General features: G+C 69.4%; 18 protein-coding genes and 1 pseudogene. All 19 read left to right on the top strand.

Annotated features, from left to right (window positions below):
* Positions 1 to 5: 5 nt before the first annotated feature.
* The 19 genes and pseudogenes from nadC to BW971_RS17535 all read left to right on the top strand — a co-directional run bounded on the left by nadC (position 6) and on the right by BW971_RS17535 (position 20,855).
* Entirely contained in the window at positions 6 to 869 is an 864-nt protein-coding gene (gene nadC / locus BW971_RS17625; protein ID WP_076482328.1) for a carboxylating nicotinate-nucleotide diphosphorylase, read from the top strand.
* Between the two features lie 123 nt (positions 870 to 992).
* On the top strand, positions 993 to 2,348 hold the full coding sequence (gene hisD / locus BW971_RS17620) for a histidinol dehydrogenase (protein ID WP_076482326.1): 1,356 nt from the start codon (positions 993 to 995) through the stop codon (positions 2,346 to 2,348).
* Positions 2,345 to 3,487: a histidinol-phosphate transaminase gene (locus BW971_RS17615; RefSeq protein WP_234974464.1), complete on the top strand. Its 1,143-nt coding sequence runs from the start codon at positions 2,345 to 2,347 to the stop codon at positions 3,485 to 3,487. The genes hisD and BW971_RS17615 overlap by 4 nt, the downstream gene beginning before the upstream one ends.
* Positions 3,484 to 4,104, top strand: coding sequence for an imidazoleglycerol-phosphate dehydratase HisB (gene hisB, locus BW971_RS17610; RefSeq protein WP_076482323.1), 621 nt, complete (start codon positions 3,484 to 3,486; stop codon positions 4,102 to 4,104). Before BW971_RS17615 ends, hisB begins: the two co-directional genes overlap by 4 nt.
* Positions 4,101 to 4,745 carry an imidazole glycerol phosphate synthase subunit HisH gene (gene hisH / locus BW971_RS17605; RefSeq protein ID WP_076482321.1) on the top strand — a complete coding sequence of 215 codons (645 nt, stop codon included), beginning with the start codon at positions 4,101 to 4,103 and terminating at the stop codon, positions 4,743 to 4,745. The genes hisB and hisH overlap by 4 nt, the downstream gene beginning before the upstream one ends.
* A complete protein-coding gene (locus BW971_RS17600) occupies positions 4,742 to 5,023 on the top strand; it encodes a hypothetical protein (RefSeq protein ID WP_076482319.1) in 282 nt (93 codons plus the stop codon). The genes hisH and BW971_RS17600 overlap by 4 nt, the downstream gene beginning before the upstream one ends.
* A complete protein-coding gene (gene priA, locus BW971_RS17595) occupies positions 5,023 to 5,766 on the top strand; it encodes a bifunctional 1-(5-phosphoribosyl)-5-((5-phosphoribosylamino)methylideneamino)imidazole-4-carboxamide isomerase/phosphoribosylanthranilate isomerase PriA (protein ID WP_076482317.1) in 744 nt (247 codons plus the stop codon). Before BW971_RS17600 ends, priA begins: the two co-directional genes overlap by 1 nt.
* Positions 5,763 to 6,602: an inositol monophosphatase family protein gene (locus BW971_RS17590; protein ID WP_076482315.1), complete on the top strand. Its 840-nt coding sequence runs from the start codon at positions 5,763 to 5,765 to the stop codon at positions 6,600 to 6,602. Before priA ends, BW971_RS17590 begins: the two co-directional genes overlap by 4 nt.
* Positions 6,599 to 7,372: an imidazole glycerol phosphate synthase subunit HisF gene (hisF, locus tag BW971_RS17585; protein WP_076482313.1), complete on the top strand. Its 774-nt coding sequence runs from the start codon at positions 6,599 to 6,601 to the stop codon at positions 7,370 to 7,372. The genes BW971_RS17590 and hisF overlap by 4 nt, the downstream gene beginning before the upstream one ends.
* Before the next feature lie 40 nt (positions 7,373 to 7,412).
* Entirely contained in the window at positions 7,413 to 7,823 is a 411-nt protein-coding gene (hisI, locus tag BW971_RS17580; RefSeq protein ID WP_076482311.1) for a phosphoribosyl-AMP cyclohydrolase, read from the top strand.
* Positions 7,814 to 7,996 (top strand): tautomerase family protein, encoded by a 183-nt coding sequence (locus tag BW971_RS17575; protein WP_076482309.1) that lies wholly within the window; start codon positions 7,814 to 7,816, stop codon positions 7,994 to 7,996. The genes hisI and BW971_RS17575 overlap by 10 nt, the downstream gene beginning before the upstream one ends.
* 5 nt (positions 7,997 to 8,001) lie before the next feature.
* The gene (locus BW971_RS17570; protein ID WP_076482307.1) at positions 8,002 to 9,573 is read left to right on the top strand and encodes an anthranilate synthase component I; all 1,572 of its coding nucleotides are present in this window, start codon (positions 8,002 to 8,004) and stop codon (positions 9,571 to 9,573) included.
* Entirely contained in the window at positions 9,570 to 10,346 is a 777-nt protein-coding gene (locus tag BW971_RS17565; RefSeq protein ID WP_076482305.1) for a TIGR02234 family membrane protein, read from the top strand. The genes BW971_RS17570 and BW971_RS17565 overlap by 4 nt, the downstream gene beginning before the upstream one ends.
* Positions 10,347 to 10,489: 143 nt before the next feature.
* Complete coding sequence (gene trpC, locus BW971_RS17560; RefSeq protein ID WP_076482302.1) at positions 10,490 to 11,308, top strand: indole-3-glycerol phosphate synthase TrpC; 819 nt, start codon at positions 10,490 to 10,492, stop codon at positions 11,306 to 11,308.
* Positions 11,309 to 11,339: 31 nt separating this feature from the next.
* Complete coding sequence (gene trpB, locus BW971_RS17555; RefSeq protein WP_143690444.1) at positions 11,340 to 12,668, top strand: tryptophan synthase subunit beta; 1,329 nt, start codon at positions 11,340 to 11,342, stop codon at positions 12,666 to 12,668.
* A complete protein-coding gene (trpA, locus tag BW971_RS17550; protein WP_143690450.1) occupies positions 12,665 to 13,468 on the top strand; it encodes a tryptophan synthase subunit alpha in 804 nt (267 codons plus the stop codon). The genes trpB and trpA overlap by 4 nt, the downstream gene beginning before the upstream one ends.
* Positions 13,469 to 13,490: 22 nt before the next feature.
* Positions 13,491 to 14,385 (top strand): annotated as a pseudogene (gene lgt, locus BW971_RS17545) (prolipoprotein diacylglyceryl transferase); the annotation flags it as partial.
* 406 nt (positions 14,386 to 14,791) lie between these two features.
* Positions 14,792 to 19,360, top strand: a complete 4,569-nt coding sequence (gltB, locus tag BW971_RS17540) for a glutamate synthase large subunit (protein WP_076482295.1) — start codon at positions 14,792 to 14,794, stop codon at positions 19,358 to 19,360.
* On the top strand, positions 19,353 to 20,855 hold the full coding sequence (locus BW971_RS17535; protein ID WP_076482293.1) for a glutamate synthase subunit beta: 1,503 nt from the start codon (positions 19,353 to 19,355) through the stop codon (positions 20,853 to 20,855). Before gltB ends, BW971_RS17535 begins: the two co-directional genes overlap by 8 nt.
* Positions 20,856 to 20,878 lie beyond the last annotated feature (23 nt).

The following is a 20,878-nucleotide window of genomic DNA, read 5'->3' as shown; positions in this document are numbered from 1 at the left end:
GGGGAATGACCGGGACAACGGCCGGCGCACCGGTCACCGACGACGTCCGCGCCCTCATCGCCACCGCGCTCGCCGAGGATCTCCGCGACGGGCCCGACGTGACCACCCTGGCCACGGTGCCGCCCGGGGCGCGCACGGCCTCGGCGGTCGTCAGTCGTGCCGACGGTGTGGTCGCCGGGCTGGACGTCGCCCTCGCGGTGTTCGCCGAGGTGATCGGTGACGACGTGACCGTGGCGTCGCGGCGCTCCGACGGCGACCGGGTGCACCCCGGTGACGTGGTGCTCGCCCTCGACGCCCCCACCGCGGGACTGCTCACCGCCGAACGCACCGCGCTCAACCTGTTGTGTCATCTGTCGGGGGTGGCCACCGCCACCGCGCAATGGGTGGATGCGATCGCCGGCACCGGGTGCGTGGTCCGCGACACCCGCAAGACCCTGCCGGGGCTGCGCGCGTTGGAGAAGGCGGCGGTGCGGGCCGGTGGGGGCCGCAACCATCGGATGTCGCTCGGTGATGCCGCGCTGATCAAGGACAACCACATCGCCGCGGCGGGTTCGTTGACCGCCGCGCTCGAGGCGGTGCGGGCGGCGGCGCCCGAACTGTCGGTCGAGGTGGAGGTGGATACCCTGGAACAACTCGACGAGGCACTGACCGCGGGCGCGGAGCTCGTCCTGTTGGACAACTTCCCGCTCTGGCAGACGCAGATGGCGGTGCAGCGTCGTAACACGCGGGCGCCGGAGACGAAGCTGGAGAGTTCGGGATCGCTGAGCCTCGACGTCGCACACTCCTACGCCAAGACGGGTGTCGACTACCTCGCGGTGGGTGCGCTGACCCACTCGGTGCGCGTCCTCGATCTGGGGCTGGACCTGTAACCGTCCGCACCGCCGGACACGGGCAGGTGAAAACGAGTGGCCCGGACCCCATATCCTGGTGCTCACCGGCGGCGAGGTGTCGCCGCCGTCCCGGCCGCTCGTCTGCTTAGGAGTCCGTCGCCCATGCTTGCCCGCACCGATCTCCGCGGTGGCGTCCCCTCCACCGCCCAGTTGCGGCGTGCACTGCCCCGCGGCGGCACCGACGTGGACGCGGTGCTCGACGTGGTGGCCCCCCTCGTCGCCGCCGTTCGCGACGGCGGTGCACAGGCGGCTCTCGACGCCGGGGAGCGGTTCGACCGGGTGCGCCCGTCGACGGTCCGGGTGCCGCAGCAGGCCGTCGTCGATGCACTCGACCGCCTGGACCCGGACGTCCGGCGTGCGCTGACGGAGACCATCGACCGCGCTCGCCGGGTGCACGCCGACCAACGGCGCAGCTCGACGACCACCGAGGTCGCCCCGGGTGGCACGGTCACCGAGAAATGGATCCCCGTCCGTCGGGTGGGGCTCTACGTACCCGGTGGCAATGCGGTGTACCCGTCCAGTGTGGTGATGAACGTGGTGCCCGCGCAGGAGGCCGGGGTGCGGTCGCTGGTGGTGGCGTCGCCGCCGCAGGCCGATTTCGGCGGCCTGCCGCATCCGATCGTGCTCGCCGCCTGCGCCCTGCTGGGGGTCTCCGAGGTGTGGTCGGTCGGCGGCGCCCAGTCGGTGGCCCTGCTGACCTACGGGGGCACCGATACCGACGGGACCGAACTCGAGCCGGTCGACATGATCACCGGCCCGGGCAACATCTACGTCACCGCGGCCAAACGGCTGTGCCGCAGCGTGGTGGGTATCGACTCCGAGGCCGGGCCCACCGAGATCGCGATCCTCGCGGACGACTCCGCCGACCCGGTCCTCGTCGCCGCCGACCTGATCAGTCAGGCCGAACACGATGTGATGGCCGCCTCGGTGCTGGTCACCGACAGCGTCGACCTCGCCGACGCCGTGGACGCCGAGGTCGAGCGACAGGTCCGCACCACCAAACACGGTGAACGCGTCCGCACCGCGTTGTCCGGACCGCAGTCGGGCATCGTGCTGGTCGACGACGTCGACGCCGGGCTGACCGTGGTGGATGCCTACGCCGCCGAGCACCTGGAGATCCAGACCCGAGACGCGGCCACGGTCGCCGATCGGGTCGACAACGCGGGGGCGATCTTCGTCGGCGCGTATTCGCCGGTCAGTCTCGGCGACTACTGCGCGGGCTCCAACCACGTCCTCCCGACCTCGGGTTCGGCGCGCTACAGCTCCGGACTGTCGGTGCAGACCTTCCTGCGTGGGGTCCACCTCATCGACTACGACAGTGCGGCGCTGGCCGAGGTGGCCGGTCACGTGGTCGCCCTGGCCGACGCCGAGGACCTGCCCGCCCACGGCGACGCCGTCCGGGTGCGTCAGACCGACTCCGCTCGGGCCGGATCACGTGGGAACGAGGGGTCGCGGTGACCGCGGCGCCCGGCGCCCGGGTGTCGCTGGCCGACCTGCCGCTGCGCGACAACCTGCGCGGCAAGAACCCGTACGGCGCACCGCAGCTCGACGTGCCCGTGCAACTGAACACCAACGAGAACCCGCACGCGCCGAGTGCGGCACTGGTCGCCGATGTCGCCGACTCGGTGCGTGACGCCGCGCGGCTGCTGCACCGCTATCCCGACCGCGACGCCGTTGCGCTGCGGACCGATCTCGCCGATTACCTGACCGCGCGCACCGGCACCGCGCTGACCACGGCGAACCTGTGGGCGGCGAACGGTTCCAACGAGATCCTGCAGCAGTTGTTGCAGGCCTTCGGTGGTCCCGGCCGCACGGCGATCGGATTCGTCCCGTCGTATTCGATGCACCCGATCATCTCCGACGGCACCGACACCGCCTGGTTGGAGGGGAAACGGTCCGGTGACTTCGGACTCGACGTCGACTACGCGGTCGGTGAGATCACCACGCGCAGTCCGGACATCGTGTTCGTCACGTCGCCGAACAACCCGACCGGCGGATCGTTGGGTCTCGAGGACATCCGCCGCCTCGCCGAGGTCACGCCCGGGTTGCTCGTCGTCGACGAGGCGTACGCCGAGTTCTCGGACGCCCCGAGCGCGGTGGAACTGATCGACGACTTCCCGACCACGGTGGTGGTCAGCCGCACCATGAGCAAGGCGTTCGCCTTTGCCGGAGGTCGACTCGGATACCTTGCCGCGGCACCCGCGATCATCGATGCCCTGTTGCTGGTGCGGCTCCCGTATCACCTGTCCGTGGTGACCCAGGCCGCTGCGCGCGCCGCGCTGCGACACTCGGCCGAGACGCTCGGATCGGTGGCCGCGCTGGTCGCCGAGCGCGACAGGGTGGTGGCCGGGTTGGCCGACCTCGGGTACGCGGTCGTCCCGTCGGATGCGAACTTCGTGCTGTTCGGTTACTTCGCCGACGCGTCGGCCTCCTGGCAGCGTTATCTCGACGACGGCATCCTCATCCGGGACGTGCACATTCCCGGACATCTGCGCGTCACCATCGGTCTGCCCGACGAGAACAACGCCTTCCTGGCCACCAGCGCCCGGTTGGCCACCACCGACCTGACCACGAGCATCTCTGGAGCCCACGCATGAGCGATCGCGCCCGAACCGCCCGAGTCGAACGCTCCACCCGGGAGTCGTCGATCGTCGTCGAGTTGGATCTCGACGGGACCGGAGTCGTCGACATCTCCACCGGCGTGCCGTTCTACGACCACATGCTCACCGCGTTCGGCACCCACGGCAGCTTCGACCTCACCGTCCGCGCCGAGGGCGATGTGCACATCGACGCGCACCACACCGTCGAGGACACCGCGATCGTGCTCGGTCAGGCCCTCGGCGAGGCCCTCGGTGACAAGAAGGGCATCCGTCGGTTCGGCGATGCCTGGATCCCGATGGACGAAACCCTCGCCCAGGCGGTGGTGGACGTGTCGGGTCGGCCCTATTGCGTGACCGACGGGGAGCCGGATCACCTGACCCACAGCACGATCGGTGGTTACCCGGGCGTGCCCTATCACACGGTCATCAATCGGCACGTCTTCGAGTCGTTGGCCATGAACGCCCGCATCGCGCTGCACGTGCGGGTGCTCTACGGCCGCGACCCGCACCACATCACCGAGGCCGAGTTCAAAGCCGTGGCCCGTGCTCTGCGCGCGGCCACCGAACCCGACCCCCGGGTCACCGGCGTGCCGTCGACCAAGGGTGCGTTGTGACCGCCCGACCCCGAGTGACCGTCCTGGACTACGGGTCGGGCAATCTGCGCTCGGCGCAACGCGCACTCGAGCGCACCGGAGCCGACGTCACCGTCACCGACGACCGCGACCTCGCGCTGAACTGCGACGGTCTGGTGGTCCCCGGGGTGGGTGCGTTCGCCGCTTGTATGGACGGGTTGCGCGCGGTGAAGGGTGACCGCCTCGTGGACCAGCGGCTGGCCGGAGGCCGACCGGTGCTGGGAATTTGCGTCGGGATGCAGATCCTGTTCGACCGGGGAGTCGAGTTCGGGGTGCCCGCGGACGGATGCGGTGAATGGCCGGGCACCATCAGTCGGCTGCCCGCCGACGTGTTGCCGCACATGGGGTGGAACACCGTCGACGCACCCGCCGACTCGGTGCTCTTCGCCGGGATGGACCCCGACACCCGCTTCTACTTCGTGCACTCGTATGCCGCCCAGCGGTGGGAGATCCCCGACGACCCCACGTCACGGATCCCGCCGGCCACGTTGACCTGGGCCAGGCACGGCGGTCCGTTTCTCGCCGCGGTGGAGAACGGTCCGCTGTCGGCGACCCAGTTCCATCCCGAGAAGTCCGGTGAGGCCGGCGCACAGTTGCTCGCGAACTGGGTGGCGACGCTGTGACCCGCGGACAGGACGGTCCGTCGTTCGCCCGGTTGGCGTTGACCTCACTCGGTGCCGGCGTACTGGTTCTGGCCATCTCGGTGCCCATCGTGGTCGGTCTGTCCCAGGTGTCACCGGTGGCGGCGCTGGTGGTCGCACTGCTCGCGGTGGTGGGCGCGATCGCCGCGATCGGCCTGACCTCCAACCACCAGATCAACAAGGCCCTGGCCGAGGCCGAGGCGGCCGACCGACCACCGAACGCGAACGATCCGACACCGAGAGGAACAGACGAGAACTGATGGGCTCGACGCTGGAACTGCTACCCGCCGTTGACGTCGCCGACGGGCAGGCCGTACGCCTGGTCCAGGGCGCCGCGGGCACCGAGACCTCCTACGGGTCACCCCGCGACGCCGCGCTGGCCTGGCAGGCCGACGGCGCCGAGTGGATCCATCTCGTCGACCTCGACGCCGCCTTCGGTCGCGGTGACAACCGGGCGCTGCTCGCCGACGTGGTGGGCACCCTCGACGTGAAGGTCGAACTGTCCGGCGGAATCCGGGACGACGACTCGCTGGCCGCGGCGCTGGCCACCGGCTGCACCCGCGTGAACCTCGGCACCGCCGCACTGGAGAACCCGCAGTGGTGTGCGTCGGTGATCGAACGGTACGGCGACCGGATCGCGGTGGGCCTCGACGCCGTCCGCGACGGCGACGAGTGGCGGCTGCGCGGCCGCGGCTGGGTCTCCGACGGCGGTGACCTCTGGGAGGTCCTGGACCGGCTCGAAGGCGATGGTTGTGCCCGTTACGTGGTGACCGACGTGAGCAAGGACGGCACCTTGACCGGGCCCAACCTGGAACTGCTGGCGGAGGTCGCCCGCCGCAGTTCGGTGCCGGTTGTCGCGTCGGGTGGGGTGTCCACCATCGACGACCTCGTCGCGATCTCGGGCTTGACCGACTGCGGTGTGGAGGGTGCCATCGTCGGCAAGGCGCTCTACGCGGGACGTTTCACCCTGCCCGAGGCGCTGCGGGCGGTAGCCGGGGGATGACTGCGCTGGATTCCCTCGACTTGTCGGGGTTGTGCGCGACGGCGTCGGCGGTGCTCGACTCCGTCGCCGACCGCTTCATCGACGGTGTGGGTGCCCCGAGCGCCGTCGACAAGGGCGGCAACGACTTCGCCACCCAGGTAGACCTGGATCTCGAGCGGATCATCAGCGCCGAGATCGCCGACCGTACCGGCATCGCCGTGCACGGGGAGGAGTTCGGCGGACCCGCCGTCGACAGCGAGACCGTGTGGGTCCTGGACCCCGTCGACGGCACGTTCAACTACTCCGCCGGGGTGCCGCTGACCGGCATCCTGCTCGCGCTGATGCACGACGGCCAGCCGGTGATCGGGCTGACCTGGCTACCGCTGCTGGGTCGCAACTACGCCGCGCACGGTGACAGCCCGCTGTTCTGCAACGACGAGGCACTGCCCGCGCTGAGCCCGACGTCGCTGCCCGACAGCGTGGTCACCTTCGGTGCGTTCAACATCGACAGCCGCGGCCGCTATCCCGGCCGGTGGCGCCTCGACGTGCTCGGTCGGCTCAGCCGTCGGGTGTCGCGGATCCGGCTGTTCGGCAGCACCGGGGTCGACCTCGCATTCAGTGCAGCCGGCCTGGTCGGGGGGACCGTCGGATTCGGCCACCACGCCTGGGACAACGCCGCCGGGGTGTTCCTGGTGCGCGCCGCGGGTGGGGTGGCGACCGATCTCGCGGGCAACCCGTGGCGGGTCGACTCGCCGTCGGTCCTCACCGGCGACCCAGGGGTGCACGCCGAACTCGTCGAGTTGATCGCCGAAGCCGGCGACCCGGCCGAGCACCTACGGCAGGAGGCCGGCGCATGAGCCTCGCCGTGCGGGTCATCCCGTGCCTGGACGTCGACGACGGCCGGGTGGTCAAAGGGGTCAACTTCCAGAACCTGCGCGACGCCGGTGACCCGGTGGAACTGGCCGCCCGCTACGACGACCAAGGAGCCGACGAGCTCACCTTCCTCGACGTCACCGCGTCCAGCTCGGGTCGGTCGACGATGCTCGAAGTGGTCAAACGCACCGCCGACCAGGTGTTCATCCCGCTCACGGTGGGTGGCGGCATCCGCACCGTCGCCGACGTGGACATGCTGCTGCGGGCCGGAGCCGACAAGGTCAGCGTGAACACCGCGGCCATCGCCCGCCCGGAGGTCCTCGCCGAGATGAGCAGGCGGTTCGGGTCCCAGTGCATCGTGCTGTCGGTGGACGCGCGGACCGTCCCGGACGGTGAGGCCGCCACCCCGTCGGGATGGGAGGTCACCACGCACGGTGGCCGTCGGGGCACCGGTATCGATGCGGTGGAATGGGCGCGACGGGGTCAGGAACTCGGCGTGGGGGAGATCCTGTTGAACTCGATGGACGCCGACGGCACCAAGCGGGGATTCGACCTCGCCATGCTGGAAGCGGTACGCGCCGCCGTGGGGGTACCGGTGATCGCCAGCGGTGGGGCAGGCGCCGTCGATGACTTCCCGCCCGCGGTGCAGGCCGGTGCCGACGCGGTCCTGGCCGCGTCGGTGTTCCACTTCGGTGAACTGACCATCGCCGAGGTGAAGGATGCGATGCGCGCGCAGGGCATCGTCGTCCGATGACCGGTCCGAGCACACACCGCCCCGAGAGGAGGGACCCGCGATGACCCTCGATCCCACCATCGCCGCGAAACTGAGCCGCACCGCGGACGGTCTGATCGCCGCCGTGGTCCAGGAGCGGTCCACCGGCGACGTACTGATGATGGCGTGGATGGACGACGACGCCCTGGACGCGACCCTGCGCACCGGGCGGGCCACGTACTTCTCCCGATCCCGCGCCCGGCAGTGGGTCAAGGGGGAGACCAGCGGCCACGTCCAGACCGTGCACGAGGTGCGAATCGACTGCGACGGTGACACCGTGCTGCTCATCGTCGACCAGGTCGGCGCCGCCTGCCACAACGGCACCCACAGCTGTTTCGACACCGAGGTGCTGATGTCGGACGGCCACACCGCGCCGACCGATCCCCATTCCGACCGTGCCGCCCCCGAGCGAGAGGTTCCGCAATGCCGCTGATCCAGATCTCCCAGACCCCCGGCCTGTCCGACCGGGTGAAGCGGGAGACCATCGCCGCGGTCACCGAGGCCTACGCCAAGGCGACCGGCAAGAACCCCGACTCGGTCTGGGTGACCATCACCGAGGTCCCGCGCAGCCACTGGGGAGTCGGCGGCGAGCCGCTGGGACTGTGACCCCGATGGCCGCCACCCGCACGGACGCCACCACGAGCCTGGCCGACTTCCTCGACCTCGCCCGCGATCACCGCGTGGTGCCGGTGACCCGCAAGGTGCTCGCCGACTCCGAGACCCCGCTGTCGGCGTACCGCAAACTCACCGGCGGTCGACCGGGCACGTTCCTGCTCGAATCCGCAGAGAACGGTCGTTCCTGGTCGCGGTGGTCGTTCATCGGCGCCGGTGCCCCGTCGGCGCTGACCGTCGTCGACGGCCGGGCCCACTGGTGGGGTGCCGTCCCCGCGGGGGCCCCCGCCGAGGGTGATCCGCTGCGGGTGCTGGCCCGGTCGCTGGAATTGTTGGCCACCGACCGACTGCCCGACCTGCCTCCGCTGACCGGCGGGTTCGTCGGCTACCTGTCCTACGACGCGGTGCGCTGGCTGGAGCGACTGCCGGAGACCACCGTCGACGATCTGCGACTACCGACCATGGTCATGCTGTTGGCCACCGACATAGCCGCCGTCGATCACCACGAGGGCGCCATCACCCTCATCGCGAACGCGGTCAACTGGGACGGCACCGACGACCGCGCCGAGGAGGCGTACCGCGACGCCGTCACCCGCCTGGACCGGATGACCGCGGCCCTGTCGGCGCCCGCCCCCTCCACGGTGTCGGTGTACGACACCCCGGCCCCCGACTACCGGTCGCAACGGGATCTCGCGCAGTACCGCACCGTGGTCACCAGCCTCGTCGCCGACATCGAGGCCGGGGAGGCCTTCCAGGTGGTGCCGTCGATGCGTTTCGAGATGGACACCGACGCCGACCCGGTGGACGTGTATCGGGTGCTGCGGGCGTCGAACCCCAGCCCGTACATGTACCTGTTCAACGTCCCGGCCGTGGACGGACGCGAGGCGTTCACCATCGTCGGGTCCAGCCCCGAGGCGCTGGTCACCGTGGCCGATGGCGTGGCCACCACGCACCCGATCGCCGGCACCCGTTGGCGCGGCGCCACCGACGAGGAGGACACCAGTCTCGGCAAGGAGCTGTTGGCCGACACCAAGGAGAACGCCGAACACCTGATGCTGGTGGACCTCGGCCGCAACGATCTCGGTCGGGTCTGCAAGCCGGGAACGGTCAAGGTCAGCGACTACCGCCACATCGAGCGGTACAGCCACGTGATGCACCTGGTGTCGACGGTGTCGGGTCAGCTGCGCGACGACCGGTCCGCACTCGATGCCGTCAGTGCCTGCTTCCCGGCAGGCACCCTGACCGGTGCTCCCAAGGTGCGGGCGATGGAATTGATCGACGAACACGAGATCACCAGCCGTGGTCTGTACGGCGGTATCGTCGGCTACCTCGATTTCGCGGGCGACGCCGACACCGCCATCGCGATCCGCACCGCGGTCATGTCCGATGGCGTGGCCTACGTACAGGCCGGTGGTGGGGTGGTCGCCGACAGCGACCCGGAATACGAGTTCAACGAGGCCCGCAACAAGGCCAGTGCGGTGCTGCGGGCCATCGCCGCCGCGGGCACGATGCGCCGGGTCGGTACCACCGGCGCCCCCGAGGCTCCCGCACGGGACAATGGGAACCCATGACGCAACACGACAGTGACGCCGAGCAGGACGACACCGGGCAGAACGGCGGGACCGACCGCGTCGCCACCGCCGACCGCGAACGGCGCCGGCGACTGGGGGTCATCGCGCTGTTGCTGGCCGTGGCCGCGGCGGTGCTGTGGGCGTCGTCCCGGATGACCTGGGCATCTCTCACCGCCGCCGACGGTCTCGCGCCTCCCCGTGGCTACACCGTGCACGGTTCCGACTGGAGCCCGTGGCTCACCCCGCTGGCCATCGTCGTCGTCGCGGCGATCGCCGCCGCGGTCGCGGTGCGGGGGTGGCTGCTGCGGGTGGTCGCCGTCCTGGTCGCGGTCATCGGGGTGGTGTCGATCGTTCCGGCCATCTCGATGCTGACCGGCGGTGCGAACACCGCCTACGCCGCCAAGGCCATCGATCTACCGGGTCGGTACACGGTGGTCTCCATCGACCACAAACCGTTCGCGGCGGTCGTGGTCATCGTCGGCGGGGTCATAGCGGTGATCGCCGGAGTCCTGCTGCTGCGGGCCACGCGCACCGCCACCGGGATGTCGAGCAGATACTCCTCGCCCGCGGCGCGGCGCGCCGAACTCGAGGAGCGGGTGTTCGCCGAGCGGGAACGTGCCACAACCACCGACGCCCAGCGCCCCGCCGACGACGACTCGGCGCGCGACCACGAGCCCACCGAGCGGATGCTCTGGGACGCTCAGGACACCGGTGCCGACCCCACCTCCGGTACGCCCCGGTCTCGTCCCGAGGGCGAGCAAGATCACACCTGACCGCCCGACGGTCGCGGGTACCCCGGATCGGGCCGACTTCGGTCGACGGCTAATCTGTGAGACACCGAACAGCCGTCGCGCATCGAACGACCTGCCGCGACGGAGTCAGGACCGAGATCTCATGGGGAAGGGGAGGAGCAGCCGTGAGCACGCCGACCGTCCTCGACACGATCATCGAGGGAGTGAAGGCCGACGTCGCCGCCCGGGAGGCGGTCGTCGACTTCGCGTCGATGAAGGCGGCATCGACGGCCGCCCCTGCCCCGCGTGACGCCAAGGCCGCCCTGTTGGAGACCGGGATCGGGGTGATCGCCGAGGTGAAGCGGGCCAGCCCGTCTCGCGGCGACCTGGCCGACATCGGCGACCCGGCCGACCTGGCCCGCGCCTACGAGGCCGGTGGAGCGCGCATCATCAGTGTCCTCACCGAGGAACGCCGGTTCCGCGGATCGCTGGCCGACCTCGACGAGGTCCGTGCCGCGGTCGACATCCCCGTTCTCCGCAAGGATTTCATCGTCGGCCCGTATCAGATCCACGAGGCGCGGGCGCACGGCGCGGACATGATCCTGCTGATCGTCGCGGCCCTGGAGCAGAACGTGCTCGCGGCTCTGCTCGACCGCACCGAGTCGCTCGGGATGACCGCCCTCGTGGAGGTCCACACCGAGGAGGAGGCCGACCGGGCGTTGCAGGCCGGGGCCGGTGTGGTCGGCGTCAACGCGCGCAACCTCAAGACCCTCGCGGTGGACACCGACACCTTCGCCCGGATAGCCCCCGGGTTGCCCACCGAGACGGTCCGGGTGGCCGAGTCGGGGGTACGCGGTACCGCCGACCTGCTCGCCTACGCCGGGGCCGGTGCCGACGCCGTATTGGTCGGTGAGGGCCTGGTCACCAGCGGTGACCCCCGTGCGGCGGTCTCCGAGTTGGTGACCGCGGGCACCCACCCGTCCTGCCCCAAACCCGCGCGCTGACCCGACCGGGTCGCCGGGCATCATGGACGCCATGAGTGACGACCATTCCGGCGGCATCATCACCACGCTCCCGCAGGCCAGCGCGGGGCTGACCGCCCGCACCTCCTCCGAGCCCGACGCCGGGGGTCACTTCGGCGTGTACGGCGGCAGGCATCTGCCCGAGGCGCTGATGGCGGTGATCGAGGAGGTCACCGCGGCGTACGAGAAGGTGCGCAGCGACGACGCGTTCCTCAACGAGTTGGATCGGCTGCAACGTGACTACGTCGGGAGGCCCTCGCCCCTCTTCGAGGCCACCAGACTCTCCGAACACGCGGGCGGCGCCCGGATCTTCCTCAAACGCGAGGACCTCAACCACACCGGTTCGCACAAGATCAACAACGTGCTCGGTCAGGTGTTGCTGGCCCAGCAGATGGGCAAGAGCCGCATCATCGCCGAGACCGGTGCCGGTCAGCACGGGGTGGCCACCGCGACCGGCTGTGCGCTGCTGGGCCTGGAATGCATCGTCTACATGGGTCGGGTGGACACCCGTCGTCAGGCCCTGAACGTGGCCAGGATGCGGCTGCTCGGCGCGCGGGTCATCGCCGTCGACAGCGGGTCGGCAACCCTCAAGGACGCCATCAACGAGGCCATGCGGGACTGGGTCACCAACGCCGACACCACCTACTACTGTTTCGGTACCGCGGCAGGACCACATCCGTTCCCGGTGATGGTGCGCGACCTGCAGCGAATCGTCGGTCTCGAGGCGCGGGCGCAGATCATCGACCAGGCCGGTCGGCTACCCGACGCCGTCACCGCCTGTGTCGGTGGCGGGTCCAACGCCATCGGCATCTTCCACCCGTTCATCGACGACACCGGGGTACGGCTCGTCGGTTACGAGGCGGCAGGCGACGGGGTGGACACGGGCAGGCATGCCGCCACCTTCACCGGGGGTAGCCCCGGCGCTTTCCAGGGCGCGTACTCGTACCTGTTGCAGGACGACGACGGTCAGACCATCGAGTCGCATTCGATCTCCGCCGGCCTGGACTACCCGGGCGTCGGACCGGAACACGCGAACCTCAAGGACTCCGGTCGAGCGGAATACCTGCCGGTCACCGACACCGAGGCGATGAACGCGCTGGCCCTGCTCAGCCACACCGAGGGCATCATCCCGGCCATCGAATCAGCGCACGCGGTCGCGGGCACCCTGCGGCTCGGCAGGGAGCTCGGTCCGGGTTCGATCATCGTGGTGAGCCTGTCGGGGCGTGGGGACAAGGATGTCGACACCGCGGCCAAGTGGTTCGGGTTGTTCGACGACGACCAGGAGGCGCACGCCGAAGCCGCGCAGCAGGGTCCGGACACCAGCAACGAGGGAGGGCACTGATGGTCGAGTCACGATTGGGGCCGGTCTTCGCCCGGGCCCGCGCCGAGAATCGTGCGGCGCTGATCGGCTACCTGCCCGTCGGCTACCCCGACGTCGAGACGTCGTTGAGCCTGATGCGCGCCATCGTCGCGGCCGGATGCGACATCGTCGAGGTCGGCGTGCCCTACTCCGACCCCGTCATGGACGGCCCGACCATCCAGCGTGCCGCCGACATCGCACTCACCGCCGGGGTACGGGTGCGCGACGTCTTCACCGCCGTCTCCGCGGTCGCCGACGCGGGCGCGTCGGCGGTGGTGATGACCTACTGGAACCCCGTCTTGCGCTACGGCGTCGACGCGTTCGCCCGGGACCTCGACGCCGCGGGTGGCGCGGGACTGATCACGCCCAACCTCATCCCCGACGAGGCCCAGGACTGGTTCGCCGCCTCCGACGAGCACGGTCTCGACCGCATCTTCCTGGTCGCGCCGTCGTCCACCGAGGAACGGCTCGCGATGACCGCCGACGCCAGCCGCGGGTTCGTGTACGCCGCCTCGACGATGGGGGTCACCGGTGCCCGGGACGCGGTGTCCAGCGCGGCGCCCGAACTGTGTGCTCGGGTGCGCGAACACTCCGACATCCCGATAGGGGTGGGACTCGGTGTCCGCAACCGCGCACAGGCCGCGGAGATGGCCGCATATGCCGACGGTGTGATCGTCGGTTCCGCGTTGGTCTCCGCCGTCGACGAGGGCACAGCCGCGCTGGAGTCGCTGGTCAGCGAGCTGGCCGACGGTGTGCGCACGACCGCCGCCGCACCGCGCTGACGACGCTCGTTAGGGTGGCAACGTGACCACGCCGACGACCGTCCTGGCCTACATCCCCAGCCCTCCGCAGGGGGTCTGGTACCTCGGTCCGTTCCCGCTGCGGGCGTACGCGCTCTGCATCATCGCCGGCATCATCGTCGCGGTCTGGTGGGGAAATCGACGCTGGAGGGCTCGCGGCGGTCAGGACGGTGAGGTCCTCGACGTCGCCATCTGGGCGGTGCCGTTCGGGCTCATCGGTGGCAGGCTCTACCACCTGGCCACCGATTGGCAGACCTACTTCGGCGACGGCGGCAAACAACCCATCGACGCCCTGAAGATCTGGGACGGCGGCCTGGGTATCTGGGGTGCGGTCGCGCTCGGCGCGCTCGGCGCCTGGATAGGGGCCCGGCGCGCAGGGATCAGGCTGCCTCCGTTCGGCGACGCCATCGCGCCGGCGATCCTCCTCGCACAGGCCATCGGTCGCCTCGGCAACTATTTCAACCAGGAGCTCTACGGTGGCCCGACCACGCTGCCGTGGGGGCTGAAGATCTACGAGCGGGTGGACCGCGCGGGCAACGTCAACCCCGGCGCCATCGACGGCACCTCCAACGGTCAGGTGGTCGCCATCGTGCAGCCCACCTTTCTCTACGAACTGCTGTGGAACGTCATCGTGGTGATCGCCCTGGTGTTGATCGACCGTCGGCTGCGGATCGGACACGGCCGACTGTTCGCCCTCTACGTCGCCGGTTACTGTGTCGGGCGGTTCGCGGTGGAGACCCTGCGCACCGACCACGCCACCGAGATCTGGGGGATCCGGATCAACCTGTTCACCGCGGCCCTGGTGTTCATCTGTGCGGCCGTGTACGTGTTGGTCGCGAAACGCGGTCGCGAACAGGGCCTCGAGATCTACTGGCCGCACCGTGCCACGGAGATCGAACACCAACGCGAGCAGGCGACCCGAATCGCCGAGCCGGAGGCGGACGAGTCGCAGACGACCGACGCGACCGTGGACCAGCCTCCGGAGGAGGCGACAGCCGACGAGTCGTCGGCAACCGCAGCCGAGGCGGCCGACGAATCCGGGAATCCGACGGCCGCTGCAACGCGACCCACAGAGACCGCGACGGATGATCATCAGGCCGAGGCCACCGTCGCCGACGAGCATCGGCGCAGCGACTGACCCCGACCCCGGTCGGGGTGCGAGATGGATCCCGATGATCGGGCTTTTGCTAGTATCGGCCGACGCGCGGATGAAAGTCTGTGCGCGATAGGCGCCACGGGCCAGTGTTGTCCTGAGGACTGAACTGGTTGCCCCTGTGTCGGGCTGATCCGTGGAGGTCGCACCCCATGCTGTTCTCGAGGCTCCCTGCGGCGCAGGGTCTCTACGATCCCGACACGGAGATCGATTCCTGTGGTGTGGCGGTCGTCGCCGACATCCACGGCCGTCGCTCACACTCCATCGTCGCCGACGGCCTGTTGGCGCTGGAGAACCTCGAACATCGGGGTGCCCTGGGCGCCGACCCCAAGGACGGCGACGGCAACGGCATCCTGATCCAGCTCCCCGCCGACCTGTTTCGCGCAGTGGTCGACTTCTCGTTGCCTGAACCGACCCTGACCGGCGAGAACACCTTCGCGGCGGGGATATGCTTCCTGCCCGCAGACCCGGCCGCTCGTGCGCAGGCCGTCGCGCGGATCGCCGACATCGCCGCCGACGAGGGCATCACCGTGCTGGGCTGGCGTGATCTGCCCACCGATCCCAAGGGTGCCGACCTCGGTCCCAACGCCCTGGCCTGCATGCCATACATGGGCCAACTGTTCGTGACCGTCGAGGCCCCCGACGGCGAGCGCCCGGCCGGGCTCGCCCTCGACCGTCTCGTCTACCCGCTACGCAAACGCGCCGAGAGGGTGACCCCCGAGATCGAGGCCGAGGGTTCGGGTGTCTACTTCCCATCGCTGTCCGCACGCACCATCGTCTACAAGGGGATGCTCACCGAGCGGCAGCTGCCGGCGTTCTACGCGGACCTGCGCGACGAGCGCACCAGCAGCGCGCTGGCCATCGTGCATTCGCGGTTCTCCACCAACACCTTCCCGGCCTGGCCGTTGGCCCATCCGTTCCGGTACATCGCCCACAACGGTGAGATCAACACCGTCAAGGGCAATCGCAACCGCATGCGTGCTCGCGAGGCGATGCTCGCCACCGATCTGATCCCCGGCGACCTGCGCCGCGTGTTCCCGATCTGTACTCCCGGGGCGTCGGACTCGGCGTCGCTCGACGAGGTGCTGGAGCTGTTGCACCTCGGGGGCCGGAGCGTGGCGCACAGCGTGATGATGATGGTCCCGGAGGCCTGGGAGAACGTCCCCGACATGGATCCCGGGCGTCGCGCGTTCTGCGAGTTCAACGCCTCGCTGATGGAGGCCTGGGACGGTCCGGCCTGTGTCACCTTCACCGACGGTTCGGTGATCGGCGCGGTCCTCGACCGCAACGGGTTGCGCCCCGGCCGTTGGTGGCAGACCCGCGACGGTCGGATCATCCTGGCGTCGGAGGCCGGGGTGCTCGATGTCGCCGTCGACGACGTGGTCCGTAAGGGCCGGCTGGAGCCGGGCAAGATGTTCCTGGTCGACACCGAGCAGGGTCGGATCATCCCCGACGACGAGATCAAGGGCGAGCTCATCGACGCGGACCCCTACGACGAGTGGTTGCACGCCGGCCTGCTGGATCTGGCCACCCTGCCCGACCGGCCGCGGTTCCAACCCGACCACGACTCGGTGGTGCAGCGGCAGGAGGCGTTCGGCTACACAGAGGAGGATCTACGGGTCCTGCTCACACCGATGGCCGCCTCCGGTACCGAGCCGATCGGGTCGATGGGTACCGACACCCCCATCGCGGTGCTGTCACAGCGGTCCCGGTTGCTCTACGACTATTTCGTCGAGCTGTTCGCCCAGGTGACCAACCCGCCACTGGATGCCATCCGCGAAGAGATCGTCACGTCGATGTCACGGGTGATGGGTCCCGAACACAACCTGCTCGGCCCCACCGCGGCGTCGTGCAGGCAGATCAACCTCCCGTGGCCGGTGCTCGACAACGACGAACTCGCCAAGATCGTGCACATCAACGACGACGGTGACAACGGTGGTTTGTCGGCGAAAGTCCTGCGCGCACACTTCGATCCCAACGGCGGCGGCCAAGCGCTGGGTGATGCACTCGAGGATCTACGTGAGCGGGCGAGCCACGCCATCGCCGACGGTCATTCCACCCTGGTCATCAGCGATCGCGGTCCCGACCGCGAGCACGCCCCCATCCCGTCGTTGCTCGCGGTGTCGGCGGTGCACCACCACCTCGTTCGTACCAAGGAACGCACCCGCGTCGCGCTGGTGGTGGAGACCGGTGATGCCCGCGAGGTCCACCACATCGCCCTGCTGATCAGTTTCGGTGCGGCAGCGGTCAACCCGTACCTGGCCATGGAGTCCATCGAGGACCTCATCGCCGAGGGCGAGCTGACCGGTGTCCCTCCCACCAAGGCGGTGCGCAACTACCTGCTCGCGTTGGGCAAGGGCGTGCTCAAGGTGATGAGCAAGATGGGCATCTCCACGGTCAGCTCGTACACGGGGTCACAGTGTTTCGAGGCCGTGGGTCTCTCGTCGGAGCTCATCACCGAGTACTTCACCCGGACCGTGTCGCGGATCGAGGGTGTCGGCCTCGACGAACTGTCCGAGGAGGTGCGGATCCGGCATCACCGCGCGTTCCCGGAGAATCCCACCGAGCAGGTGTACCGGCGCCTCGAGGTGGGCGGTGAATATCAGTACCGCCGCGAGGGTGAACTGCACATGTTCACCCCGGAGAACGTCTTCCTGCTGCAACACGCCACCAAGACCGGCAAACAGGAGATCTTCCAGAGGTACTCCGACGAGGTGAACCGCCTCTCACGAGAGGGCGGAACCCTGCGCGGACTCTTCGAATTCGACACCGAGACCCGTACACCGGTGCCGCTGGAGGAGGTCGAGTCGGTGGAGTCGATCATGACCCGGTTCAACACCGGCGCCATGAGCTACGGGTCCATCTCCGCCGAGGCACACGAGACGATCGCCATCGCGATGAACCAGATCGGCGGACGGTCCAACTCCGGTGAGGGCGGGGAGAACACCGACCGGCTCTACGACCCGACTCGGCGCAGCGCGGTCAAGCAGGTCGCCAGCGGGCGGTTCGGGGTCACCAGCGACTACCTCATCAACGCAACCGACATCCAGATCAAGATGGCGCAGGGCGCGAAACCCGGCGAGGGTGGGCAACTCCCGGCCTACAAGGTGTATCCGTGGATCGCCGAGACCCGGCACTCCACACCGGGTGTCGCGTTGATCTCGCCACCGCCGCACCACGACATCTACTCGATCGAGGACCTTGCCCAGCTGATCTACGACCTGAAGAACGCCAACTCGCAGGCGCGGATACACGTCAAGCTGGTCAGCGCGGTCGGCGTCGGCACCGTCGCCACCGGGGTGTCCAAGGCACACGCCGACGTGGTGCTGATCTCCGGATACGACGGCGGCACCGGCGCATCCCCGCTGACCTCGCTCAAACATGCGGGCACCCCGTGGGAGATCGGCCTGGCCGACGCCCAGCAGACGCTGATGATGAACAACCTGCGCGATCGCATCACGGTGCAGTGCGACGGTGCGTTGCGCACCGGCCGCGACGTGATGGTCGCCGCGCTGCTCGGCGCGGAGGAGTACGGCTTCTCCACCGCTCCGCTGATCGTGTCGGGTTGCATCATGATGCGGGTCTGCCATCTCGACACCTGCCCGGTGGGGGTGGCGACGCAGAATCCGACACTGCGGTCACGCTTCACCGGCAAGGCCGAACACGTGGTCAACTTCTTCCGGTTCATCGCCGAGGACGTGCGACGCCATCTGGCCATGCTGGGGTTCCGCAGCCTCGACGAGGCCATCGGTCACGCCGACGTGTTGCGGACCGAGACCGCGGTGGCGCACTGGAAGAGCCGTGGTGTGGACCTGTCCGCGATCTTCTCGGTTGCCGAGGGCGACGGACCCCGTCGTCGGATCCGTGAACAGAACCACAACCTCGACAAGGCCCTCGACCAGACGCTGATCCAGCTGGCCGAGGGGTCGCTGGAGGACGCCCACCCGGTGACGCTGCACCTGCCGGTGCGCAACGTCAACCGCACCGTCGGCACCCTGCTCGGTGCCGAGGTGACCCGCCGCTACGGCGCGCGCGGCCTCGCCGACGACACCATCACGGTCAACCTCACCGGGTCGGCCGGGCAGTCGCTGGGCGCCTTCCTGCCACCGGGCGTCACCCTGCGACTCGAGGGCGACACCAACGACTACGTGGGCAAGGGGTTGTGTGGCGGCAAGGTCATCGTCACCCCACCATCCGGCTCGTGGTTCATCGCCGAGGACCAGGTGATCGCGGGCAACACCATCCTGTACGGCGCGACGTCGGGTGAGGTGTATTTGCGCGGCCGGGTGGGCGAGCGCTTCTCGGTGCGCAACTCCGGAGCCTTGGCGGTGGTCGAAGGGGTGGGTGACCACGCCTGTGAATACATGACCGGTGGTCGGGTGGTGATTCTCGGACCCACCGGCCGCAACATGGCCGCGGGTATGTCCGGCGGTATCGCCTTCGTCCACGACCTCGACCCGGACAAGGTGAACAAGGCGATGGTGTCGTTGCAGGCACCCGACCCGGACGACCTGACGTGGTTGCGCGAGCGCATCGAGACCCACACCCGGCACACGGGGTCGGCCATCGGTGCCTCGATCCTGGCCGACTGGCCGCGGCGGTGCCTTGCCTTCACCAAGGTGATGCCCACCGACTACCAACGAGTACTCGACGCGGCCCGGATGGCCGAGGCAGAGGGCCGGGACGTCGATTCGGCGATCATGGAGGCAGCACGTGGCTGATCCGCGCGGATTCCTGGAGGTCGAGCGCAAGGACGCTGCCGCCCGCCCTGCACGCGAGCGGGTGCACGACTGGCGCGACGTCTACGCGGTGGACGACCCCCGAAAGGAGCGGGCCGAGGTCTCGAAGCAGGCGCGACGCTGCATGGATTGCGGGATCCCGTTCTGCCACTCGGGTTCGGCGGGCTGCCCGTTGGGCAACCTGATCCCCGAGTGGAACGATCTCGTCCGCCGGAACCGGTGGGATGCGGCCAGCAGTCGGCTGCATGCGACCAACAACTTCCCCGAGTTCACCGGCAAGATCTGTCCGGCGCCGTGTGAGGCGGCCTGTGTGCTGTCGATCTCCGAGGCGACCACGGGCGGGGCGGTGACCATCAAACGGGTCGAGAAGGAGATCGCCGAGACGGCCTGGCAGGACGGTTACATCGAGCCCAATCCGCCGGCGGTCCGCACCGGGCGGTCGGTCGCGGTGGTCGGCTCGGGTCCGGCCGGACTGGCCGCCGCTCAGCAGCTGACCCGGGCGGGCCACGACGTGACGGTCTTCGAACGCGACGACCGCCTCGGCGGTCTGCTCCGGTACGGCATCCCCGAGTACAAGCTGCAGAAGACCGACATCGACCGCAGGCTCGCGCAGATGCGGGCCGAGGGCACCGAGTTCGTCACCGGCGTGGAGGTCGGCGACGACCTCAGCGTCGAGCAGCTGCGGGAACGGTTCGACGCGGTGGTGCTGGCCGTCGGCGCACTGAAGGCGCGCGACAACCCGGTGCCGGGACGCGACCTGAAGGGTGTGCACCTGGCCATGGAGCACCTGGTGCCCGCGAATCGCGAGTGTGAGGGTGACGGCCCGAGTCCGATCAGCGCCGAGGGCAAACACGTGGTGATCATCGGCGGTGGTGACACCGGTGCCGACTGTCTGGGCACCGCACACCGTCAGGGTGCGTCGTCGATCACCCAGCTCGACTACAACGCGGAACTGCCCGCCGACCGCGACGACGCGCGTTCACCGTGGCCCACCTGGCCACTGGTCATGCGGTCGTCGTCCTCGCATGTCGAGGGCGGTGAGCGGCGCTACGAGGTGGCCGTGCAACGCTTCCTCGGCGACGAACACGGCAGCGTGCGCGCGATGATCCTGGCCGAGGTGACCGTGGAACGCGACGACGCGGGTAACCGCAGTATCGTGCCGGTCGGGGAGGAGTTCGAGATCCCCTGCGAACTCGCGTTGTTCGCGATCGGATTCGAGGGTGTCGAGGACTCGCGGTTGCTCGACGACCTGAACGTTCGGCGCAGTCCCCGGGGGGCGGTCCCGTGCGGCAGCGATTGGCAGACCGACGCCCCGGGTGTGTTCGTCTGCGGTGATGCCCATCGTGGTGCGTCCCTGGTGGTGTGGGCCATCGCCGAGGGCCGTGCCGCCGCGCGCGGTGTCGACGAATTCCTCATGGGCGCTTCGGATCTGCCGTCTCCGGTGCACCCCAATGCGCTGCCGCTGTCGGCGCGGTGACGGTGGTCTGCCCGTCGGTCGGG

This window comes from Williamsia sterculiae (assembly GCF_900156495.1).
In the GTDB taxonomy this organism is placed as follows: domain Bacteria; phylum Actinomycetota; class Actinomycetes; order Mycobacteriales; family Mycobacteriaceae; genus Williamsia_B; species Williamsia_B sterculiae.
Note: the sequence above shows the minus strand (reverse complement) of the source record. Positions and strands in the feature narration are given on the sequence as shown.

Coding starts and splice junctions, on each gene's coding strand:
- nadC (WP_076482328.1), top strand. CDS start 6: ATGACCGGGACAACGGCCGGCGCACCGGTCACCGACGACGTCCGCGCC.
- hisD (WP_076482326.1), top strand. CDS start 993: ATGCTTGCCCGCACCGATCTCCGCGGTGGCGTCCCCTCCACCGCCCAG.
- hisB (WP_076482323.1), top strand. CDS start 3,484: ATGAGCGATCGCGCCCGAACCGCCCGAGTCGAACGCTCCACCCGGGAG.
- priA (WP_076482317.1), top strand. CDS start 5,023: ATGGGCTCGACGCTGGAACTGCTACCCGCCGTTGACGTCGCCGACGGG.
- BW971_RS17590 (WP_076482315.1), top strand. CDS start 5,763: ATGACTGCGCTGGATTCCCTCGACTTGTCGGGGTTGTGCGCGACGGCG.
- hisF (WP_076482313.1), top strand. CDS start 6,599: ATGAGCCTCGCCGTGCGGGTCATCCCGTGCCTGGACGTCGACGACGGC.
- hisI (WP_076482311.1), top strand. CDS start 7,413: ATGACCCTCGATCCCACCATCGCCGCGAAACTGAGCCGCACCGCGGAC.
- BW971_RS17575 (WP_076482309.1), top strand. CDS start 7,814: ATGCCGCTGATCCAGATCTCCCAGACCCCCGGCCTGTCCGACCGGGTG.
- BW971_RS17570 (WP_076482307.1), top strand. CDS start 8,002: ATGGCCGCCACCCGCACGGACGCCACCACGAGCCTGGCCGACTTCCTC.
- BW971_RS17565 (WP_076482305.1), top strand. CDS start 9,570: ATGACGCAACACGACAGTGACGCCGAGCAGGACGACACCGGGCAGAAC.
- trpB (WP_143690444.1), top strand. CDS start 11,340: ATGAGTGACGACCATTCCGGCGGCATCATCACCACGCTCCCGCAGGCC.
- gltB (WP_076482295.1), top strand. CDS start 14,792: ATGCTGTTCTCGAGGCTCCCTGCGGCGCAGGGTCTCTACGATCCCGAC.